The following is an 18389-nucleotide window of genomic DNA, read 5'->3' as shown; positions in this document are numbered from 1 at the left end:
TGGCTTACCCAAGCCATTGATCTCACGTATAATTTTTCTGCGCCGATTTGATTGCCAAAGTCAAAACCAGCTTGCGGGCGCCAGGGTGAAGTCCCACTAACAAATGCAGCTAAAGCGGAGATCAAACCCGGTCCGCTTTGCTGGCCGGGTTTTTTGTTTGCGAGAGAAAAATGAAACGTGATGCCATTTCGTCCACCGAAGCGCTGCTGCGCGATCTGCTGTCCCAACGCATCCTGATTCTCGACGGTGCGATGGGCACCATGATCCAGCAGTACAAGCTGAGCGAGGAGGACTACCGCGGCGCGCGTTTCGCCGATTTCTCGGTTCCCGGCAAGGAGATATTCGTCAAGGGCAACAACGACCTGCTCGTGCTGACGCAGCCGCAGGTGATCCAGGAAATCCACGAGAAATACCTGGCCGCCGGCGCAGACATCATCGAGACCAATACCTTCGGCGCCACCAGCATCGCGCAGGAAGACTATCAGATGGGCCATCTCGCCTACGAGATGAACGTGCAGGCGGCGAAACTCGCCTGCGCCGCCCGCGATAAATATTCGACGCCCGACCGGCCCCGCTTCGTGGCCGGCGCGCTCGGCCCGACGCCGAAGACCGCATCTATCTCGCCCGACGTCAACGACCCGGGCGCGCGCAACGTCAGCTTCGATCAGCTCGTGGCGGCCTATCACGAGCAGGTACGCGGCCTGGCCGAAGGCGGCGTCGATCTGCTGCTGGTCGAGACCATCTTCGACACGCTCAACTGCAAGGCGGCGCTGTTTGCGATCGATACCTGGTTCGAAGAATCCGGCCGTCGCCTGCCGCTGATGATTTCGGGGACCGTGACCGACGCGTCCGGCCGCATTCTCTCGGGCCAGACCGTGCCCGCTTTCTGGCACTCGGTGCGGCATGCGCAGCCGCTGACCATCGGCCTCAACTGCGCGCTCGGCGCCGCCGTCATGCGTCCGTACGCGGAAGAGCTGTCCAGGATCGCCGATACCTTTGTCTGCATCTACCCCAACGCCGGCCTGCCCAATCCGATGGCCGATACCGGCTTCGACGAGACGCCGGACGTGACGTCGTCCCTGCTCAAGGATTTCGCCGAGAGCGGCTTCGTCAACATCGCCGGCGGCTGCTGCGGCACCACGCCCGACCACATCCGCGCCATTGCCGAGACATTGCGCGGCATCGCGCCGCGCGTGCCGCCGCAGGCGGACCACCGGATGAAGCTTGCCGGCCTCGAGCCCTTCATCGTCGACGACGAGTCGCTGTTCGTCAACGTCGGCGAGCGCACCAACGTCACCGGCTCCAAGGCCTTCGCGCGCCTGATCCTCAACGAACAGTATGACGAGGCATTGTCGGTCGCCCGCCAGCAGGTCGAGAACGGCGCGCAGGTCATCGACATCAACATGGACGAGGCGATGCTCGATTCGGTCGCCGCGATGACGCGCTTCCTCAACCTGATCGCGTCGGAGCCCGACATCGCCCGCGTGCCCATCATGATCGATTCCTCCAAGTGGACGGTGATCGAGGCGGGTCTCAAGTGCGTGCAGGGCAAGTCGGTCGTCAACTCGATTTCGCTGAAGGAGGGCGAGGAAGAGTTCCTGCGCCAGGCCGTGCTGTGCCGCCGCTACGGCGCCGCGGTCATCGTGATGGCCTTCGACGAGACCGGCCAGGCCGACACCTATGAACGCAAGATCGAGATCTGCGCCAGGGCCTACCGGCTGCTGGTGGACAAGGTCGGATTCCCGCCGGAAGACATCATCTTCGATCCCAACATCTTCGCCATCGCCACCGGCATCGAGGAGCACAACAACTACGCGGTCGACTTCATCAACGCCACGCGCTGGATCAAGGAAAACCTGCCGCACGCCAAGATCAGCGGCGGCGTCTCCAACGTCAGCTTCTCGTTCCGCGGCAACGACCCGGCGCGCGAAGCCATCCACACCGTCTTCCTGTATCACGCGATCAGGGCCGGCCTCACCATGGGCATCGTCAATGCCGGCATGGTCGGCGTCTACGACGAACTCGCGCCCGAGCTGCGCGAGCGCGTGGAAGACGTGGTGCTCAACCGCCGTCCCGACGCCACCGAACGGATGATCGAATTCGCCGCCACCCTCAAGGCCGGCGGCAAGAAGGAAGAACAGAATCTCGAATGGCGCGCCGAGCCGGTCGAAAAGCGCCTCGCGCACGCGCTGGTGCACGGCATCACGCAATGGATCGTCGAAGACACCGAAGAGATGCGGGTCAAGACGCTCAACGCAGGCGGCCGCCCGATCAACGTGATCGAAGGTCCGCTGATGGACGGCATGAACATCGTCGGCGACCTCTTCGGCCAGGGCAAGATGTTCCTGCCCCAGGTGGTCAAGTCGGCGCGCGTGATGAAGCAGGCAGTCGCCCACCTGATCCCCTTCATCGAGGAAGAGAAGCGCCTCGAGGAAGAGCGCACCGGCATCGCCGCCAAGGCCAAGGGCAAGATCGTCATCGCCACCGTCAAGGGCGACGTGCACGACATCGGCAAGAACATCGTGTCCGTGGTCCTGCAGTGCAATAACTTCGAAGTCGTGAACATGGGGGTGATGGTGCCGTGCTCCGAGATCCTGGCCAAGGCCAAGGCGGAGAACGCCGACATCATCGGACTGTCCGGCCTGATCACGCCCTCGCTGGAAGAGATGGCCCATGTGGCGAAGGAAATGCAGCGCGACCCGCATTTCCGCATGCTCAAGATTCCGCTGCTGATCGGCGGCGCCACCACCAGCCGCGCCCACACCGCGGTCAAGATCGCGCCCAACTATGAAGGGCCGGTGGTCTATGTGCCCGACGCCTCGCGGTCGGTGTCGGTGGCGCAGGCGCTGCTGACGCCGGAACAGCGTGAGCAGTACATCGCCGACATCGGCAACGATTACGAGCGCATCCGGGACCAGCATGCGAACAAGAAGACGACGCCGCTGGTGACCCTCGCCGAGGCGCGCGCCAACAAGACGCGGCTGGATTTTGCGCCGGTGAGGCCGAAGTTCATCGGCCGCCGCGTGTTCCGCAACTACGATCTCGCGGCGCTGGCCGAATATGTCGACTGGGGCCCGTTCTTCCAGACCTGGGACCTCGCCGGCCCCTTCCCGGCCATCCTCGACGATGAAGTCGTCGGCGAGCAGGCGCGCAAGGTCTACGAAGAAGGCCGCGCGATGCTCAAGAAGCTGGTCGAGGGGCGCTGGCTGACCGCCAACGGCGCGGTCGCGCTGCTGCCGGCCAATTCCGTCAACGACGACGATATCGAGATCTATACCGACGAGACGCGCAGCGAAGTGGCCTTCACCTGGTACGGCCTGCGCCAGCAGACGGCCAAGCCCGTGATCGACGGCGTCGCACGCCCCAATCAGTGCCTCGCCGACTTCATCGCGCCCAAGTCCTCGGGCATTGCCGATTACATCGGCGTGTTCGCGGTCACCGCCGGCATCGGCATCGAAAAGCATGAAAAGCGTTTCGAGGACGCGCACGACGACTACAGCAGCATCATGCTCAAATCGCTCGCCGACCGTCTCGCCGAGGCTTTCGCCGAGCATCTGCACGAGCGGGTGCGCAAGGATTTGTGGGGCTATGCGGCGAACGAGCAGTTGAGCAACGACGAACTGATCCGCGAAGCCTACAGCGGCATCCGGCCGGCGCCCGGCTATCCGGCCTGCCCGGAGCACACCGTCAAGGCGGAGATGTTCCGCGCGCTGCAATGCGAAGAGATCGGCATGCAGGTCACCGAATCGTTTGCGATGTTCCCCGGTGCCTCGGTATCCGGCTTCTACCTCGCCCATCCGGACGCGAAGTATTTCGTGGTCGGCAAGATCGGCGAAGACCAGGTCGCGGACATGGCCGCGCGGCGCGGTGTCGACAGGGAACAGCTGGAGCGCTGGCTCGCGCCCAATCTCTAGCCGGAAAAGCGCGGCGCGCTCACGCGTGCCGCGTCACCAGTTCGCTCCATTCGAACGCGCACAGCTGCAGCTCGTTCAGATCGTCGCCCGACAGGCGGAAGCGGACGATCATCTCGTCCAGCGCATCGCCCGCTTCCTCGACCCGCTCCAGCCCTTCCACCAGCTTGAGCATTTCGCCGAAACGGCCGCGGCGGTGCAGCAGTGCGTCGCTGACCGCGTCCACCACGCACACCTGCTCGAGCAGCTCCGGCATCGGCATGCCGAACAGCGTATCCATCAGCGACATGATGCCGACGGTGAAGGCGATGTCGGCGCTGCCGCGGTCCGCTTCCTTGGCCGCGATCAGCTCCAGCAGCTTGCCGCGCGTCGCCGCCAGCGCGAGAAGGGGCGTCATGCCGTGGCCCTGCTTGCACGGTTCGGCGTACAGCATGATCTGCAGCCAGCGCTGCAGCTGGCTGCGCCCGAGCATGAGCAGGGCCTGCGCGATCGATTCGATGCGGCGCCGCGCGCCCACGGCGGGCGTGTTCACCAGGCGCAGCAGGTTGAAGCAGAGCGCGACATCGTTCTTGATGGCGGCCTCCACCTCGCCGTTGTCGGCGTCCCGGCCGATCAGCGACATGAGATTCATGATCGCCAGCTGCGACGGCGACAGCTTCTTGCCGCTCAGGATGACCGGCCGCGCGAAATAGTAGCCCTGGAAGAAATCGAAGCCGAGCCCGAGGCAGAGTTCGTACTGTTCGCGCGTCTCGACCTTCTCCGCCAGGAGCTTCTTGCCGGCCTGCCTGAACTGCGCGCTCAGGCCGGGCAGCGCGGGCGGGGGCAGGTCGCGCAGGTCGAGCTTGACGATGTCCACGTGGGGAAGAAACAGCCGGACGTCTTCCGAATCCGAGATCACGTCATCGAGGGCGAAGCGGAAGCCTTCCTGCCGCAAGCCCCTGATGCGATCGAGGATTTCCGGCGTGGCCCGGGTGGATTCGACGATCTCGAGCACCATTTTTTCCCGCGGCAGGAACTGGAAGATGTCGCTCATCAGCACATCGGCGTCGGCGTTCAGGTAGCCGATCGCCTGGCCGACGACTTTCTCGAGTCCGAGCTGGGAGGCATGCGCGATGACCGCGGCGGTCGCGCACAGGTCGCTGGCGAAGCTTGCCGGTCCCGCGGGCGCATTCCTGAACAGCAGCTCATACGCGACGAGTGTCTGCGAGCGATCGAGAATAGGCTGGCGCGCGAGAAAGAATTCCCGCACGCGCAAGGGTATTCCCGAAGCGGTTCCGCCAGCTGTATGAGCAGTCATCGAATCCTCTGGGCATGGACGAAAGGCCGCCCGATGCCATGTCTCTCCCGATAACACTCTAGCGCAAAAATTGCCCCGTGGTAAATTTTTCCTGCGGCGGTGCGGCGGGCGCCCTCAGGCGGGCAGCGGCGCGCCGTCCACGAAAACCTGCAATTCCCCCTGCGCGAAGGGTGTCCAGTGTTCGTTGCAGGTGAGCGGTGCGGTGACGATCACGGCCACCCGGTCCTTCGGCGTCGTCACCTCCGAGAAATCGACGCTCAGGTCTTCGTCGGCAAGTTTGGCGGTCGCGAACGGATGCTGCCGCACGATGTAGTACAGGCTGGTGGAGCAATGCACGAACAAGGCGGACCCGTCCGACAGCATCATGTTGAAGGTGCCGAAGCCCGCAATGTGATTCGAAAGCTCGCGCAGTGCGTCGCGCAGCGCGGGCAGTCCCGGCTGGGTGGAGCCGAAGCGCCGCCCCAGTTCCTGCAGCAGGTAGCAGAAAGCGCGTTCGCTGTCCGTGCTGCCTACGGGACGGAACGGTCCCTCCAGCTGCGGGAAGAAGTCCTTCAGGTCGCCATTGTGGGCAAAGACCCAGTAGCGGCCCCACAGCTCCCGCACGAAGGGATGGCAGTTTTCGAGGGCGACCCGGCCCTGGGTCGCCTTGCGAATGTGGGCGATCACGTTCTTCGACTTGATCGGCCAGCGCTTGATCAGATCCGCGACCGGCGACGAGACGGCGGCTTCGTGATCGACGAAGTGACGCACACCCGCCCCCTCGAAGAAGGCGATCCCCCAGCCGTCATGATGGGTATCGGTCTGTCCGCCCCGGGTCGAGAAGCCTGTAAAGCTGAAGACGATGTCCGTGGGGACGTTGCAGTTCATACCGAGGAGCTGGCACATACCGGAAGCGAAAAGGATGATGGAGCGATATCAGAACATACCACGGGCAACGCCGGAGGTTCCCCGGCTTACGACGCCAGCCAGGGATCGATTTCCGGCCGGGGAAACTGCGCGGTGATGAAGTCGACGAAGCTGCGGACCTTGGCCGACAGCAGTCGCCTGCTCGGATAGACCATCACCACGCTCACCTGGCCGAGGTTCTGGCCGGGCAGCAGCCGCACCAGGCGGCCCGCCGCCAGGTCTTCCTCGGCGGTGAAAGACGGCCGGATCACGATGCCCATGCCGGCGATCGCACAATGCCGCAGCAGGTCGCCGTTGTTGGAAATGAGCTTGCTGTGGATGGGCACGTTGACCACGGTGCCATCGCTGTCCCGCACCGGCCAGGTGTGCCGGAGTTGCTCATAGGAGAAATTGAGACAGGCATGGCGCGAAATGTCCTCCAGCGTCTCGGGCGCGCCCTTGCGGCGCACGTAGTCGGGCGAGGCGCACAGCAGTAACTGGGATACGCCGAGCTGCCGCGCGATCATGCTGGCGTCGAACTTCTGGATGTCGATGAAGATGCCGATGTCGATCCTGTCTTCCACCAGGTCCACCGTGCGGTCGGACACCGTGACGTCGAGGGTGACGTCGGGATGGCGCTCCGCATAGGCGGGCAACAGCCGCGGCAGCTGTTGCAGACCGAAGCCGTGATGCGAATAGATGCGCAGCAATCCCGACGGCCTGGTCGACTGGGCCGAGGCAATTGCCTCGGCATCGTCGATTTCCTGAAGGATCTGCACGACGCGCTCGAGATAGGCATGGCCGGATTCCGTCAGCGACAGTCGCCGCGTGGTGCGGTTGAGCAAGCGGGTGCCGAGGTGCTCCTCGAGATCCGCCACCAGCCGTGTCACGACGGCGTTCGACATTTCCAGCGCTTTGGCCGCGCCGGCAAAGCTGCCTTGCTCGACCACCTTGGCAAACGTCCGCATTGATTGAAGCCTGTCCATGCCTGACCCTGTTATTTCTATTGGCGGAATATTCTACGGGTTTGTTCGGCATGCATTGCGTATGCAGCAGCGTTGCCGAATGATCCTGCCGCTCCCGATCGTCGATTTACACCGGCGGACGAGCCCTTCCGGCGCGCCGGATAGCGCCGGGCACCATAGTTTTCAACGCTTCCTTTGCCCGGCCCTGCGCTTAGGGAGCCCTCCTGCCGATATGAGCGGATGGCGCGCGATACACATCCGGACAATTGACATGGCTTAAGAACCCAGATGCGGAGCGCGCTCGGCGCAAAGTGAGCGCCAACGCGGAGTGGCATACGCCTTGCTAAAGAGAATTCGTCGAGGTCGTATGGAGTTCCGTCTTCTTCTGAAGAATGACCTCTACACTCTCCGGTTCCCGCCATTGTCTGCGTCAGCAGGCGTGGCGGGTTTTTTTATGGGCCGGCTTTTTTGTGCTCGCGGAAGTATTTCCTGGTCCGTCCTCGTTTGTAAATCATCCGCGCGGAAGCTTGACCGTGATCCTTTCGAACTCCGGAAACCGGCGGTGCCGACCACGAGGACCTTGGCCGCAGGCATCAACCTGGCGCGGGAGGCCGCCGGGCGCGGTGAAAGCTGTTACATCTTTCGACAGCTTTTTCGCGTTTTCCCAGGAATTGTCCGCAGAATCAGTCGCTTAGGTCTTGGGCTTGGGACTTGCTTAGGCGTGCCCCGCCAAACCCGCGCTGCATTTTGCATGGCGGCACCGACAGGTCGCCGGGCGGCCGGGAAGGAGCAACGTGGATCAACTTCTGAGGAAACCATGAAGCAACCGGGAAAACAGCTAATCGACAAGTCACGATTCGACGCAGTGCGCGCCACATACCGCTCGCGCCCCTACGATATCCACAACATGTATGTCAGCCTGAAGCAGTGGCGCATCTTCCACGCCGTGATCGACTGCGGCGGCTTCGCCGAGGCCGCCAAGTGCCTGCACCTGAGCCAGTCGACCATCAGCTATACCGTAGCCAAGCTTCAGGACCAGTTGGGCACGCCGCTGTTGCGGATCGAAGGCCGCAAGGCGGTGTTGACGCCCGAAGGGCGCGCGCTGCTCGACCGGTCCCGCCACGTGCTCAAGGAAGCGATAGAACTGGAGACCTTTGCCAAGAACCTGGGGCAGGGATGGGGCGGTGAAGTCCGGCTGATCGTCGATCACAACTTCCCGCCGCAACTGCTGGTGCAGGCGCTCAGCCGTTTTTCTCGTCTCGGCCGGGGAGCGACCCATGTACGCCTGAGCGAGGTGGCCACACTGCATACCGAAGACGTGCTGCGCGACCTGACGGTCGATCTCGCCATCAGCGAGCGCGTTCCCCTCGGATTCCTGGGTGAGCCGCTGGTGGAGATCGAGTACATACCGGTCGTCCACCCCTCGCATCCGCTGATGCAGCTCGGCCGCGACGTCACCGCGGCCGACCTTGCCGAACACGTGCAGATCGGCATCGGCCAGAGCGGCGACCGCGAGCGTTCGGTCAGCGGCAGCCCGAAGCAGTTGCGGCGCTGGATGATGAGCAGCGTGGATACGGTGGTCGAGGCAGTGACCGAGGGTCTCGGCTACGCCTGGCTTCCCGAGCACAGGGCGCGCCGGTGGCTCGACAAGGGATTGCTGGTGCGCCTGCCGCTCGGCGACACGCGTCCGCACAAGGGCAATCTCTATCTCGTTCACGGGCGGCCCTGGGCGGCCACGCCCGCTGCGTGCAAACTGGCCGAAGTACTGCGCAGCCTCTCGCCCCATGCCGAGGCGCGGGAAGCCCCTGCACTCGTCAGGGCGCCTGGGTGACATGGACAGGAACAACCGGGTCGCATGCGCGACCCGGAGCAGAAGTCGGGGGAGTTACTTGTGTACTTCCAGATCGTGCGGGGCGGTGGTGTTGGCGAAGGGCGGGCGGCCAGCCGCCATCATGTCCGGGCGGATGTTGTACTTTTCTATCAGGCGGTAGAGCGTGACGCGCGACACGCCAAGCAGCGATGCGGCGCGCGAGATCTGGTTGCGCGACTGGGACAGGGCCCGCCGGATCATGGTCCGCTCGGCCGCCGCACGGGCATCCTCGAGCGACATCAGCTGGGAATGATCGGCATTGCGGTCGAGGCCGAGATCCTCGGGCTGGATGAATCGCCCTTCGGCCATCACGGTCGCGCGCTGCACCCGATTGACGAGTTCGCGCACGTTCCCCGGCCAGGGGTGGCTGAGCATCGCGTTCATTGCCGCCTTGGAGAAGCCGCGCAGGCTGCGGTTATGCGCGCTGGCGAATTTGCTGAAGTAATACTTGGCGATATCCTCGATGTCCTGCCCGCGGTCGGCAAGCGGCGGCATATTGATGCACACCACATTGATCCGGTAGTAGAGGTCCTCGCGGAAGCGGCCATGGCGCACGGCGTCGGCGAGGTCGATGTGAGTCGCCGCAATCACCCTGACGTCGATTTCTATGGTGTCCGTGCCGCCCACGCGCTCGATGGTCTTCTCCTGCAGGAAGCGGAGCAGGTTCACCTGCATGTCGAACGGCATGTCGCCGATCTCGTCGAGGAACAGGGTGCCACCCTGCGCGGCTTCGATGCGCCCGATCTTGCGTTGCACGGCACCGGTGAAGGCACCCTTCTCGTAGCCGAACAGTTCCGACTGAAACAGCTGGGGTGCGATGGCGCCGCAATTGACCGCGACGAAGGGCGCGTTGCGGCGCGCCGACTGCCGGTGGATCGACAGCGCGGCCAGTTCCTTGCCGGTACCCGACGGTCCCGTGATGAGCACCGAGGCGTCGGTGCGTGCCACCTTCGCAAGCTGGCCGAACAACTGCTGCATCTGCGGTGTCTTGCCGACCATGACGAAATCGGCGGCAGCCTCGGTCGAGGCAGGCTGCGACAGTTGCGGGTTCTGGCGCACATCGCGCATGAAGGACATGCCCCACGCATGACGCAGCGTCAGTACGATATGGTCGAGGTCGGCGGGGATGGTGATGAAGTTGAACAGATGCTCGCCGATGAATTCGCGCATGCGCGGCAAGGCGACCAGGTCCTGTGCGACCAGGCCGACCCAGGAGACGTGATTGTTGCTGACGAATTTCTCGCAATCGTCGAGGAAGGCGAGATCGGATTCCTGCGTGACGATCAGCAGGCCCACGCGACAGCCGCTGCGCGTAGCCTCCAGCGCGGCCTCCTCGGTAAAGCATTCGATCAGATTGAGACCATGTTCCTTCAGTGTCTCGACGTACTGGCATGGCTGCGAGCTTTGCGTGGCGCGGCGCAGAACCAGGACGGGTTGAGTGGTCGGTGCGGAATCGGAGACATACAGCATGGACATTACCTTATCGTGTCGACGCCGGCCGAACTCGCGGCAGCATGCAGATCGAAGATGCGGCAATGAAGGAAAACTGCCGCAACCATTCATGCGATCTGCGTGTGCCCCGTCGGGAATTGAGGTCTCGTCCTGTCCCGGCGCGCGGCGATCACGTGATCTGGCACCGGATGCGACGAAGACGCTAGACGGCTGTCGGTTGACTGCAGCGAGCCTGCTACAGGCCCGAACAAGAGCCGAGCTTACCGCCTTTTAATACCCTCAACAATGCCATAAATACGGGATGCCACACCTACCCCGCGCGCGTTTGTGCTCGGTCAAAAAGCGGTCGGAGGACGTAAAAAATCCGTCGCAGGCTTAGCCAAACTCGGTGGCGCAGCGCCAGAGTTCGTGACCCGAATCATGGTATTTGCGCTCGAAGGGTGTAAGCGGCGCGTCGGGATGGATGCGGTCGACGCGCACGCCGGCGACGCCAAGGCAGTGCAGCGCGAGCGCGCATTCCTCGATATAGATGCGCCAGTTGCTGCGGCATTCGAAGGCGCCGCCAAGCGCCGGCAGCACCGGGAAGACCGGGTGTCCGTGCCAGCGTCTCTGCAATTGGCCGACCTTCGGCCATGGGTTGGGATACAGCAGGAAGTGTTGTGCAAGGACGACGCGCTCGCGATGGAGCAGTCGCCAGAAGTCGGCAAGTTCGGCACGCACGCAGAGGTGATTGGGTGGCGGTTCTCCCTGCCATGCGGTATTGCGGGCGAGCCGGTGCGCGGACTGGTCCACGCCGATCACGAAATGGTCCGGGTAACGCGCGGCGAGGTTCATGGTCGACAGACCGACGCCGCAACCGGAATCGAGTATCAGCGGTGGCTGGCCGGCCTTGCGCCAGGCCTGCATTGCCTCCCCGAAGGCGAGTTCGTTGTAGGGCATGACCGGCTTGCGAAACGGCGTTCGCATGTGCTTGTCGACGAGCGCTTCGAGCTTGTCATGCGGCGCCGCCTGAGCGCTGTCGACGGTGCGCGAATTCGCGTACATCGTCAGCCCCGGCCGGCATACGGCAATCGGTACACGCCGCCGGCAAATCCGACAGCGACCGGCTTTCGTTGCGATGAGGCAGCATCGAAGCCGCCCAAGCACGGTAAGTGGTGAAAAAAATCCCGCCCGGCTTGCGCCCGAGTCATCCGAGTCTCCCTGATGTCTCCGCACGCGCAGGACGAACGCGACCGCCGGCGTATGTCGGTCGATGGTTGCCTGGTTGAGCGGAGAAGCCGATTCAAATGCCCGACATCATGCCATATGGCAGCGTCCGCGGGCATGCATCAACGGGACGCGTCTCGGTCGCATCCTGCGCCGAGGCGGGTTTGTAAAAAGTGCTAGTGCAGCGTGACGGGTTGACGCATCAGTGCGTCATATTTGCCGAGGAAGTCATCGATCTCTTCCACTGTCGGTTCCGTGGCGATGAGGTTTTCCACCTCTTCGCGGAAGGCCCGGGCCAGGGTGCCGCCGATGAAAATCTCGCGCTTGCCGGACTTGTCCATGATTTCATATCCGCCAAAGCGCAAAGCCTCGCGGCCATCGTCCGCCCCGAACTCGACTACGCTGTACTGTTCGCTGTTATAGATCAGGTTCATGTTGCGCTCCTTGTCCAACTTGAAAACCGGGTGTGACCCTGTTCACCATGATGCAAAAATAGGGCCACCCTTCCTTATTTCAAGGACACGACAATGAACGCGGAATGGATCAGGCCTGGAGGTCCGGGGTCAGTTCGAGCAGGGCACCGTAGGGCGCGGCGCTGAGGAAGCGGCGGATGGCGTCGAGATGATCGCTGGAGGCAAGACCGAGATACAGGCGCGCCGGCTTGCGGCGCAACACGCGGTCCAGGGTCACGCGAAAGGTCAGATTGCCGGTGCAGCACATGCAGGCCGGCGCGATGCGGTGAAGCTGCAGCTGGGGCAGGTCGAGTGCCGCGGCGCTCTTGCCGGAGGGAAGGCCTTCAAGAATGACGGCGGTGTCGGCGGGCGTGCGTATATCGGCGGCGATCGCTGCTTCCCGACGCGCGGCGTCGGCGCCGGTTACCAGCGTTGCCAGCGTCATCGGCATCAGCCCTTGCGCGCGACCTTCGCGGGCTCCACCCCAAGCTGCTTGAGCTTGCGGTAGAGGTGCGTGCGCTCCAGGCCGGTCCGCTCGGCGACCCGGGTCATGCTGCCGCCTTCGCGCACGAGATGGTGTTCGAAGTAGGCGCGCTCGAAGGCATCGCGCGCTTCGCGCAGCGGCATGTCGAATGAGAGGCCGAAGACTTGGAGGTCGGTAACGGGAGGCGTCGGCTGCGCCGGCTGCGCAACCGCGCCGATGCCGGCGGTGAAGGCGGCCGCGACCGGAGCGGGCGGCGCCTCGGGGGCGGCCGCGGGACGCACCGGAACGGCCCCGTACACCGGCTGCGGACGCAGCGATTCGACGGTGCGGCTGAGTCCCTGTTGCACGGCCTTGAGTAGTTTTTGCAGGGCGATCGGCTTCTCCAGGAAGTTGAGCGCGCCGATGCGGGTCGCTTCCACCGCGGTATCGATGGTCGCATGGCCGGACATCATGATCACCGGCATGGAGAGCAGGCCGTCGCGCTGCCACTCCTTGAGCAGGGTGACGCCGTCGGTGTCCGGCATCCAGATGTCGAGCAACACCAGGTCCGGCGTTTCGCGCGCGCGCACTTCCCTTGCCTGCTGGGCGTTCTCCGCCGTGGTGACGGCATGGCCTTCGTCACCCAGAATCTCCGAGAGCAGCTCCCGGATGCCCATCTCATCGTCAACTACCAGAATATTCGCCATATGCTTGCCTTGTCTGCTTCATTGTCTTTGAGCCATCGTCGCCGGCAGGAAATTCCTGTCTTGCTAAGACCGGCAATTGGAGAAACCGCTCATGCCGCGTGCCTCTCCTTCGAATTGCATCAATTTCAATCCGGCGCTAACTTTAACAGCAAAATTGCTACTTTTGCACCATTTCCGTCCGTCCGGTTCTTGATGTCGACCCGGCCACCGTGCTCTTCCACAATCTTTTTCACCACTGCAAGGCCGAGGCCGGTGCCGCGGGCCTTGGAGGTCACGTAGGGCTCGAAGGCGCGGGCGATGATCTTGGGAGAAAAACCTGGTCCGTTGTCGCAGATGGTCAGGCGCACCGCCTTTTTGTGGGCGCCGTCGGAGTCCTGATAGCGTATTGCTTCCGTGGCGACATCGATGCGCGGCGGTTCCGACATCTGCGAGCGGTCGGAAACCGCATCCTGGGCGTTCTGCAGCAGGTTGTGAATGACCTGGCGCAGCCGGGTTTCATCGCCCATCACGCGCGGCAGGTTCTGGCCGAGGGCGGCATGGATGATGTCGCGCTCGTCGCCGTGCACATAAAGATGCAGGATTTCCTCGACCAGCGCATTGAGGTTCAGGGGCGAGAGCACCACCGGCGGCGTCTTCGCATAGTCGCGGAAATCATCCACCATCCGCTTCATCGCGGCGACCTGGTTGACGATGGTGCCGGTGCTCTTGGCCAGCACCGCAGCGTCGGGCTCCGCCAGCTTGCCTTCGAGTTTCATCTGCAGCCGCTCGGCCGACAGCTGAATCGGCGTCAGCGGGTTCTTGATTTCGTGCGCGAGGCGTCGGGCGACTTCGCCCCAGGCGATCGAGCGCTGCGCCGAGATCAGGCTGGAGATGTCGTCGAAGACGACCACATAGCCGTTGCCGCCGGCGACCGGCAGATACGATCCGCGCGCGAGCAGCGTGATTTCGCCGTCCTTGTCGGCCGCCGAGCCGCGGCGCGGCACTTCGATCTGCTTTTGCCAGTGCAGGTCGCCGGTGCTGTCGCCTTCGGCGCCGGCGCTCTGCTCGGAGAACGCCATCGTGATCGCATCCGCGAAGGCCTCGAGACCTTCGATGGTCGACAGGGGCTTGCCGATGTGCGCATCGAAGTCGTGACGCAGGATGCGCTCCACCGACTCGTTGCAGGTCACCAGCCGGAACTGGGCATCGAACACCATCACGCCGGCCGACATGTTGGCCAGCACCGATTCCAGGTAGGCCTTGGCGTTTTCGAGCGCGGCGCGGTTGCGTTCGACCGAAGCGCGCGCCTCCGACAGCTGGCGCGTCATGGTGTTGAAGGATTGCGTCAGCGTGCCGAGCTCATCCTTGGTGGCGACGATGGGGCGCGGCGACAGATTGCCCTCGGCCACCGCCTTGGTGCCCTCGGCGAGCACGAGCAGCGGCTGCGCCAGGTCGCCGGCGATCAGGAACGAAGCGGCGACCGCGCCGAAGATTGCGAGCAGCAGGGTGAGTGTCAGAGTCACGATATAGATCTTGCGCAGGCCCGTTCTTGCCAGCGATCGTTCCTGGTATTCGCTGTAGGCTGCGCGCAGCGCCTCGGCATTGGTGGCGAGGTGAGCGGGTACGGGCTGCAGCAGTTGCAGGTAGCGCGATTCGCTTTGCAGCGACAATCCGCGCTCGGACGTGGGTATCGCCACCACGACGCGCAGCCGCATCTCCGGAGGCGCCACGCTGCCGGCCTCGCTTCGCACTTCCTGGCCCGCGGCCGAGGCTTGCGCCTCCCTGGCGCCATGGTCCTGGAAGTCGACGCCGCCCTCGATGGCGGCGTAGCCGCGCGTCAGGCGCGCCGAGCGCAGCATGGCCGCGGTCGGCAGGTCGGGTACGAGCGCGCCCAAGCTGCCGCCGGACGTCGCGACGATTTGACCGTTGGAGGTGACGATAGTTGCCTCGAGCCCTTGACCCTGATCGCGCAGCCGGGTGAGTTGCATGACCTGCCCGGATTCCGGCATCTCCGACATTTCCAGGGCAAGCGTGCGCGCGCGTGCGCCGAGGTCGGCGAGCGAGCCGTCGAGCGCGGTGCGCCCCAGCGTCAGTCCCGCTTCGAGCGCCGACTCCACCCGCACGTCGAACCAGGATTCGATCGAGCGCGATACGAACTGGACGGAGACCACGTAGATCACGGTGCCGGGCAGGATGCCTATCAGCGCGAACAGCACCACCAGCCGCGCCATCAGCCGGGAGCCGAACTCGCGCCGCTTGTAGCCCTTGTAGAGGCGCGTGAGCAGCAGCACCACCAGCCCCAGCAGGGCGGCGGCGATCACGGCATTGAGGACGAGCAGTTCCGGATAGTGCTGGTCGAAGAAGGCCGAGTTTTCGGATGCGGACGCGAGGAGGAACAGCAGGATGCTGACGACGGCCCCGCCGACGATGAGGAAATAACGCAGGAAACGCTGCACGGCTATTCGGCCCGAAGAGTGAATTGTTTCCAGTCCGAGGAGAAGCGCCAGTCGGAGCTGTTGAGCGCGTGCACCTGGAATGGCTTGGGGAGGCGGGCGGTATCGAGTCCCATGCGCACCATCACCTCGTACACCTCGCCGGGCTTGAGCACGCCCTTGTCCGCGATCAGCAGACGCTGGCGCCGCACCAGCGCCAGCGCGTCCTCGAGCGAATTGAAATTCTGCTGCAAGCCGCCGCCGCTGAGCGATACGCGGTACTGCTGGGTCAGGACATTGTAGGTCACGCGCGTGGTCTGCGAGACCGAGGAGGTCTTTTCATCGAACCAGTACCAGCGCGGCCGGCTGATCTGCACCTCGGTCGTGAAGTACAGCGGAACGCCGCGCCTGAGCGCGTCTTCCAGCGCGCGGGTGAGCTCGAAGGAGAAGGACAGCGAAAGCAGATAGCCCTCGTCGCTGTTCTCGACCGAGGGGTTGCGTATCTCCACGGCCTCCGCCCGGGCCTGCGGCAGCGCCAGCACGAGGGCGAGCATCATCGCCAGCAGGGCAATCAGTTGCCTGCCGCGGCGGAGCGGATCAAGAATTGCAGCTATCACTGTGTCCGGAATGGATGATGGCCGGTCAGGTCGACGCGGGGGCGGTGGGCAGGGGCGGGCGGATGCGCTTTCCACGGCGCGTGCGGACAGCGGTGAGAATGTCGCAAGTATTTGTATTCATGCACATTTCTGGCTGATAAGGGGTTTCTGCCGAAGATACTATCAGACCGTCGTCTTTTGGAATAGCGCATAGAACAAGCCATCGTGGTCTTCGTCCGCCCGTGCCGCCGGCAGCAACTGGCCGGGGGCCGGCAGGCGCAGCGCCTGGTGGCGGACGGCGAAGGCGGCCGCCTGCTGTTCCGATTCCTGGGGCCAGATGGAGCAGGTGACAAACAGCAGCTTGCCCCCGGGCGCCAGCATCGGCCAGAGGTTGTCGAGGATGCGGCCGCCGAGCGCGGCGAGCTGGCGGACGTCGTCCTTGCGGCGCAGCCAGCGGATGTCGGGGTGGCGCCGCACGATGCCGGAGGCGGTGCACGGGACGTCGGCGAGGATGCGGTCGAACGGGCGGCCGTCCCACCAGTCGCGCGCGCCGGCGTCGCCGTGCCGCAGTTCGGCCTGCAGCTGGAGCCGGCGCAGGTTTTCGTCGATGCGCGCCAGCCGCTGCGGATCGCTGTCCAGCGCCAGCATCTGCACGCGGGCGGTCTCCAGCATGTGTCCGGTCTTGCCGCCCGGCGCGGCGCATGCGTCGAGCACCCGCATGCCGTCCCGCAGATCGAGCAGCGGCGCGGCGAGCTGGGCGGCGGCATCCTGCACCGACACCAGCCCCTCCGCAAAGCCGGGGATCTGCGCCACCGGCAGCGCACGCAGCAGCTTGAGCGCCTGCGGGCCGACCCGCACGGCCTCGATGCCGGCGGCGGCGAAGGCGGCCAGGCAGTCGTCGACGCCGGTTTTGGCGAGGTTGACGCGCAGCGTCAGTGGCGGCGGCTGGTTGCCGGCTGTAAGGATGTCGCGCCATTGCTGCGGCCAGGCCGCGCGCATCGCATCGATCCACCACGCGGGATAGTTCCATTCGGCCAGCGGCTGGCGGCGCGCCTGCGCCAGAAGAGGCTGGCGCTCGCGCAGGAAGCGGCGCAGCACGGCGTTGACCATGCCCTTGGCCGGCGCCAGCGTGCGCTGGGAGGCGGCGCAGTCGACCGCCTGGTCGACCACCGTGAACGGGTCATACGGCGCCTGCTCCGCCTCGGGCACCAGCAATGCCAGTGCCGCGCACAGCAGGGCGTGCAGTTCCGGTGCGGAGGGCTTGCGCGAGGCGAGCTGGCCGAGCAGGACCTGCGCCAGGCCGTATTCCCGCATCGTCCGGTAGGCGATGTCCTGGATGGCGCCGCGGGCCTGCGGCGTCGGCTCCATGCGGGCGAAGACCGCGGCCAGCGCCTGCGGCAGGGCGGTGCCGCCGGCGACGCGGGTCACGGCCTGGGCCGCGCCCCACAGGCTGAAGGCGAGCGAGGCGGGCGGCAGGGAGGCTTTGTTCATCGATCAGTTCCGGGACAGGGCGAGTCGGGCGCCGAGCGCGATGAAGGCGGCGCCGACGAAGCGCTCCAGCCACAGCCTGAGGCGGGGACGGCGGCCGGCGCCGCGCGCCAGCGTGCCGGCCAGGAAGGCGGTGCCGCTGTTCCAGCCAAGGCTGATCAGCGAAAACGCCAGTCCCAGCAGCAGGAAGCCGGCGGTCCTCCCGGGCGCGTCGGTGCGCACGAACTGCGGAATGAAGGCGAGGAAGAACAGGATGACCTTGGGATTGAGCACATTGGTCATCGTCGCCTGCCAGAAGATGGTTTTCAGGGAGCGTGCCGGCGCGGCGGCCGGCGCGCCGGCGGGCTCCGGCCTGGCGAGCAGCATGCGGATGCCGAGATAGATCAGATAGGCGCCGCCGGCGAGCTTGATGATCGTGAAGGCGGTGGCGGAGGCGGCGAGGATGGCCGACAGCCCGAGCGCCGAGGCCAGCGCATGCACCACGCAGCCGGCGGAAATGCCGAGCGCCGAGACCAGTCCGGCGGCGCGGCCCTGGGCCAGGCTGCGGCCGACGATGTAGGCGGTATCCGGGCCGGGGGTGGCATTGAGCAGAAGCACGGCGGCGACGAAGAGACCGAAATCGGAAATGCCGAACATGAGATGACCTGAGGCGAGAAAGTCCGTGATTGTAGCGGTGATGAGGTCCT

The 18389-nt window shown here is 64.8% G+C and carries 14 protein-coding genes; 2 read left to right on the top strand and 12 right to left on the bottom strand.

The window, feature by feature from the left end:
• The first annotated feature begins 170 nt into the window (after positions 1 to 170).
• On the top strand, positions 171 to 3914 hold the full coding sequence (gene metH, locus NCCP691_RS11250) for a methionine synthase (RefSeq protein ID WP_220808370.1): 3744 nt from the start codon (positions 171 to 173) through the stop codon (positions 3912 to 3914).
• A gap of 19 nt (positions 3915 to 3933) precedes the next feature.
• Here metH and NCCP691_RS11245 read toward each other — a convergent pair whose 3' ends face one another.
• From NCCP691_RS11245 to NCCP691_RS11235, 3 genes are all read right to left on the bottom strand, one after another.
• On the bottom strand, positions 3934 to 5208 hold the full coding sequence (locus NCCP691_RS11245) for an EAL and HDOD domain-containing protein (RefSeq protein ID WP_220808369.1): 1275 nt from the start codon (positions 5206 to 5208) through the stop codon (positions 3934 to 3936).
• Between the two features lie 114 nt (positions 5209 to 5322).
• Positions 5323 to 6093: a class II glutamine amidotransferase gene (locus NCCP691_RS11240; protein WP_220808368.1), complete on the bottom strand. Its 771-nt coding sequence runs from the start codon at positions 6091 to 6093 to the stop codon at positions 5323 to 5325.
• A gap of 68 nt (positions 6094 to 6161) precedes the next feature.
• On the bottom strand, positions 6162 to 7079 hold the full coding sequence (locus NCCP691_RS11235) for a LysR family transcriptional regulator (RefSeq protein ID WP_220808367.1): 918 nt from the start codon (positions 7077 to 7079) through the stop codon (positions 6162 to 6164).
• A gap of 796 nt (positions 7080 to 7875) precedes the next feature.
• Between NCCP691_RS11235 and NCCP691_RS11230 the strand changes: the two genes are divergently transcribed.
• A complete protein-coding gene (locus NCCP691_RS11230; RefSeq protein WP_220808366.1) occupies positions 7876 to 8889 on the top strand; it encodes a LysR family transcriptional regulator in 1014 nt (337 codons plus the stop codon).
• A 54-nt stretch (positions 8890 to 8943) separates the two neighbouring features.
• Here the strand turns inward: NCCP691_RS11230 and NCCP691_RS11225 are convergent, their stop codons facing one another.
• The 9 genes from NCCP691_RS11225 to NCCP691_RS11185 all read right to left on the bottom strand — a co-directional run bounded on the left by NCCP691_RS11225 (position 8944) and on the right by NCCP691_RS11185 (position 18339).
• Positions 8944 to 10404 (bottom strand): sigma-54 interaction domain-containing protein, encoded by a 1461-nt coding sequence (locus tag NCCP691_RS11225; protein WP_220808365.1) that lies wholly within the window; start codon positions 10402 to 10404, stop codon positions 8944 to 8946.
• A gap of 351 nt (positions 10405 to 10755) precedes the next feature.
• The gene (trmB, locus tag NCCP691_RS11220; protein WP_220808364.1) at positions 10756 to 11424 is read right to left on the bottom strand and encodes a tRNA (guanine(46)-N(7))-methyltransferase TrmB; all 669 of its coding nucleotides are present in this window, start codon (positions 11422 to 11424) and stop codon (positions 10756 to 10758) included.
• Between the two features lie 338 nt (positions 11425 to 11762).
• Positions 11763 to 12020, bottom strand: a complete 258-nt coding sequence (locus tag NCCP691_RS11215) for a BTH_I0359 family protein (protein WP_220808363.1) — start codon at positions 12018 to 12020, stop codon at positions 11763 to 11765.
• Positions 12021 to 12129: 109 nt separating this feature from the next.
• Positions 12130 to 12489 (bottom strand): GTPase, encoded by a 360-nt coding sequence (locus NCCP691_RS11210; protein ID WP_309295118.1) that lies wholly within the window; start codon positions 12487 to 12489, stop codon positions 12130 to 12132.
• Positions 12489 to 13208 (bottom strand): response regulator, encoded by a 720-nt coding sequence (locus tag NCCP691_RS11205; protein WP_220808362.1) that lies wholly within the window; start codon positions 13206 to 13208, stop codon positions 12489 to 12491. The genes NCCP691_RS11210 and NCCP691_RS11205 overlap by 1 nt, the downstream gene beginning before the upstream one ends.
• 125 nt (positions 13209 to 13333) lie before the next feature.
• Positions 13334 to 15643, bottom strand: a complete 2310-nt coding sequence (locus tag NCCP691_RS11200) for a sensor histidine kinase (protein ID WP_220808361.1) — start codon at positions 15641 to 15643, stop codon at positions 13334 to 13336.
• A gap of 2 nt (positions 15644 to 15645) precedes the next feature.
• Positions 15646 to 16236, bottom strand: a complete 591-nt coding sequence (locus NCCP691_RS11195) for a DUF4390 domain-containing protein (protein ID WP_238482401.1) — start codon at positions 16234 to 16236, stop codon at positions 15646 to 15648.
• 162 nt (positions 16237 to 16398) lie between these two features.
• Complete coding sequence (gene rsmB / locus NCCP691_RS11190; protein ID WP_220808360.1) at positions 16399 to 17706, bottom strand: 16S rRNA (cytosine(967)-C(5))-methyltransferase RsmB; 1308 nt, start codon at positions 17704 to 17706, stop codon at positions 16399 to 16401.
• A gap of 3 nt (positions 17707 to 17709) precedes the next feature.
• Positions 17710 to 18339: a LysE family translocator gene (locus tag NCCP691_RS11185; RefSeq protein ID WP_220808359.1), complete on the bottom strand. Its 630-nt coding sequence runs from the start codon at positions 18337 to 18339 to the stop codon at positions 17710 to 17712.
• Between the last annotated feature and the right edge of the window lie 50 nt (positions 18340 to 18389).

Source organism: Noviherbaspirillum aridicola (assembly GCF_019656455.1).
Lineage (GTDB): Bacteria > Pseudomonadota > Gammaproteobacteria > Burkholderiales > Burkholderiaceae_D > Noviherbaspirillum > Noviherbaspirillum aridicola.
Note: the sequence above shows the minus strand (reverse complement) of the source record. Positions and strands in the feature narration are given on the sequence as shown.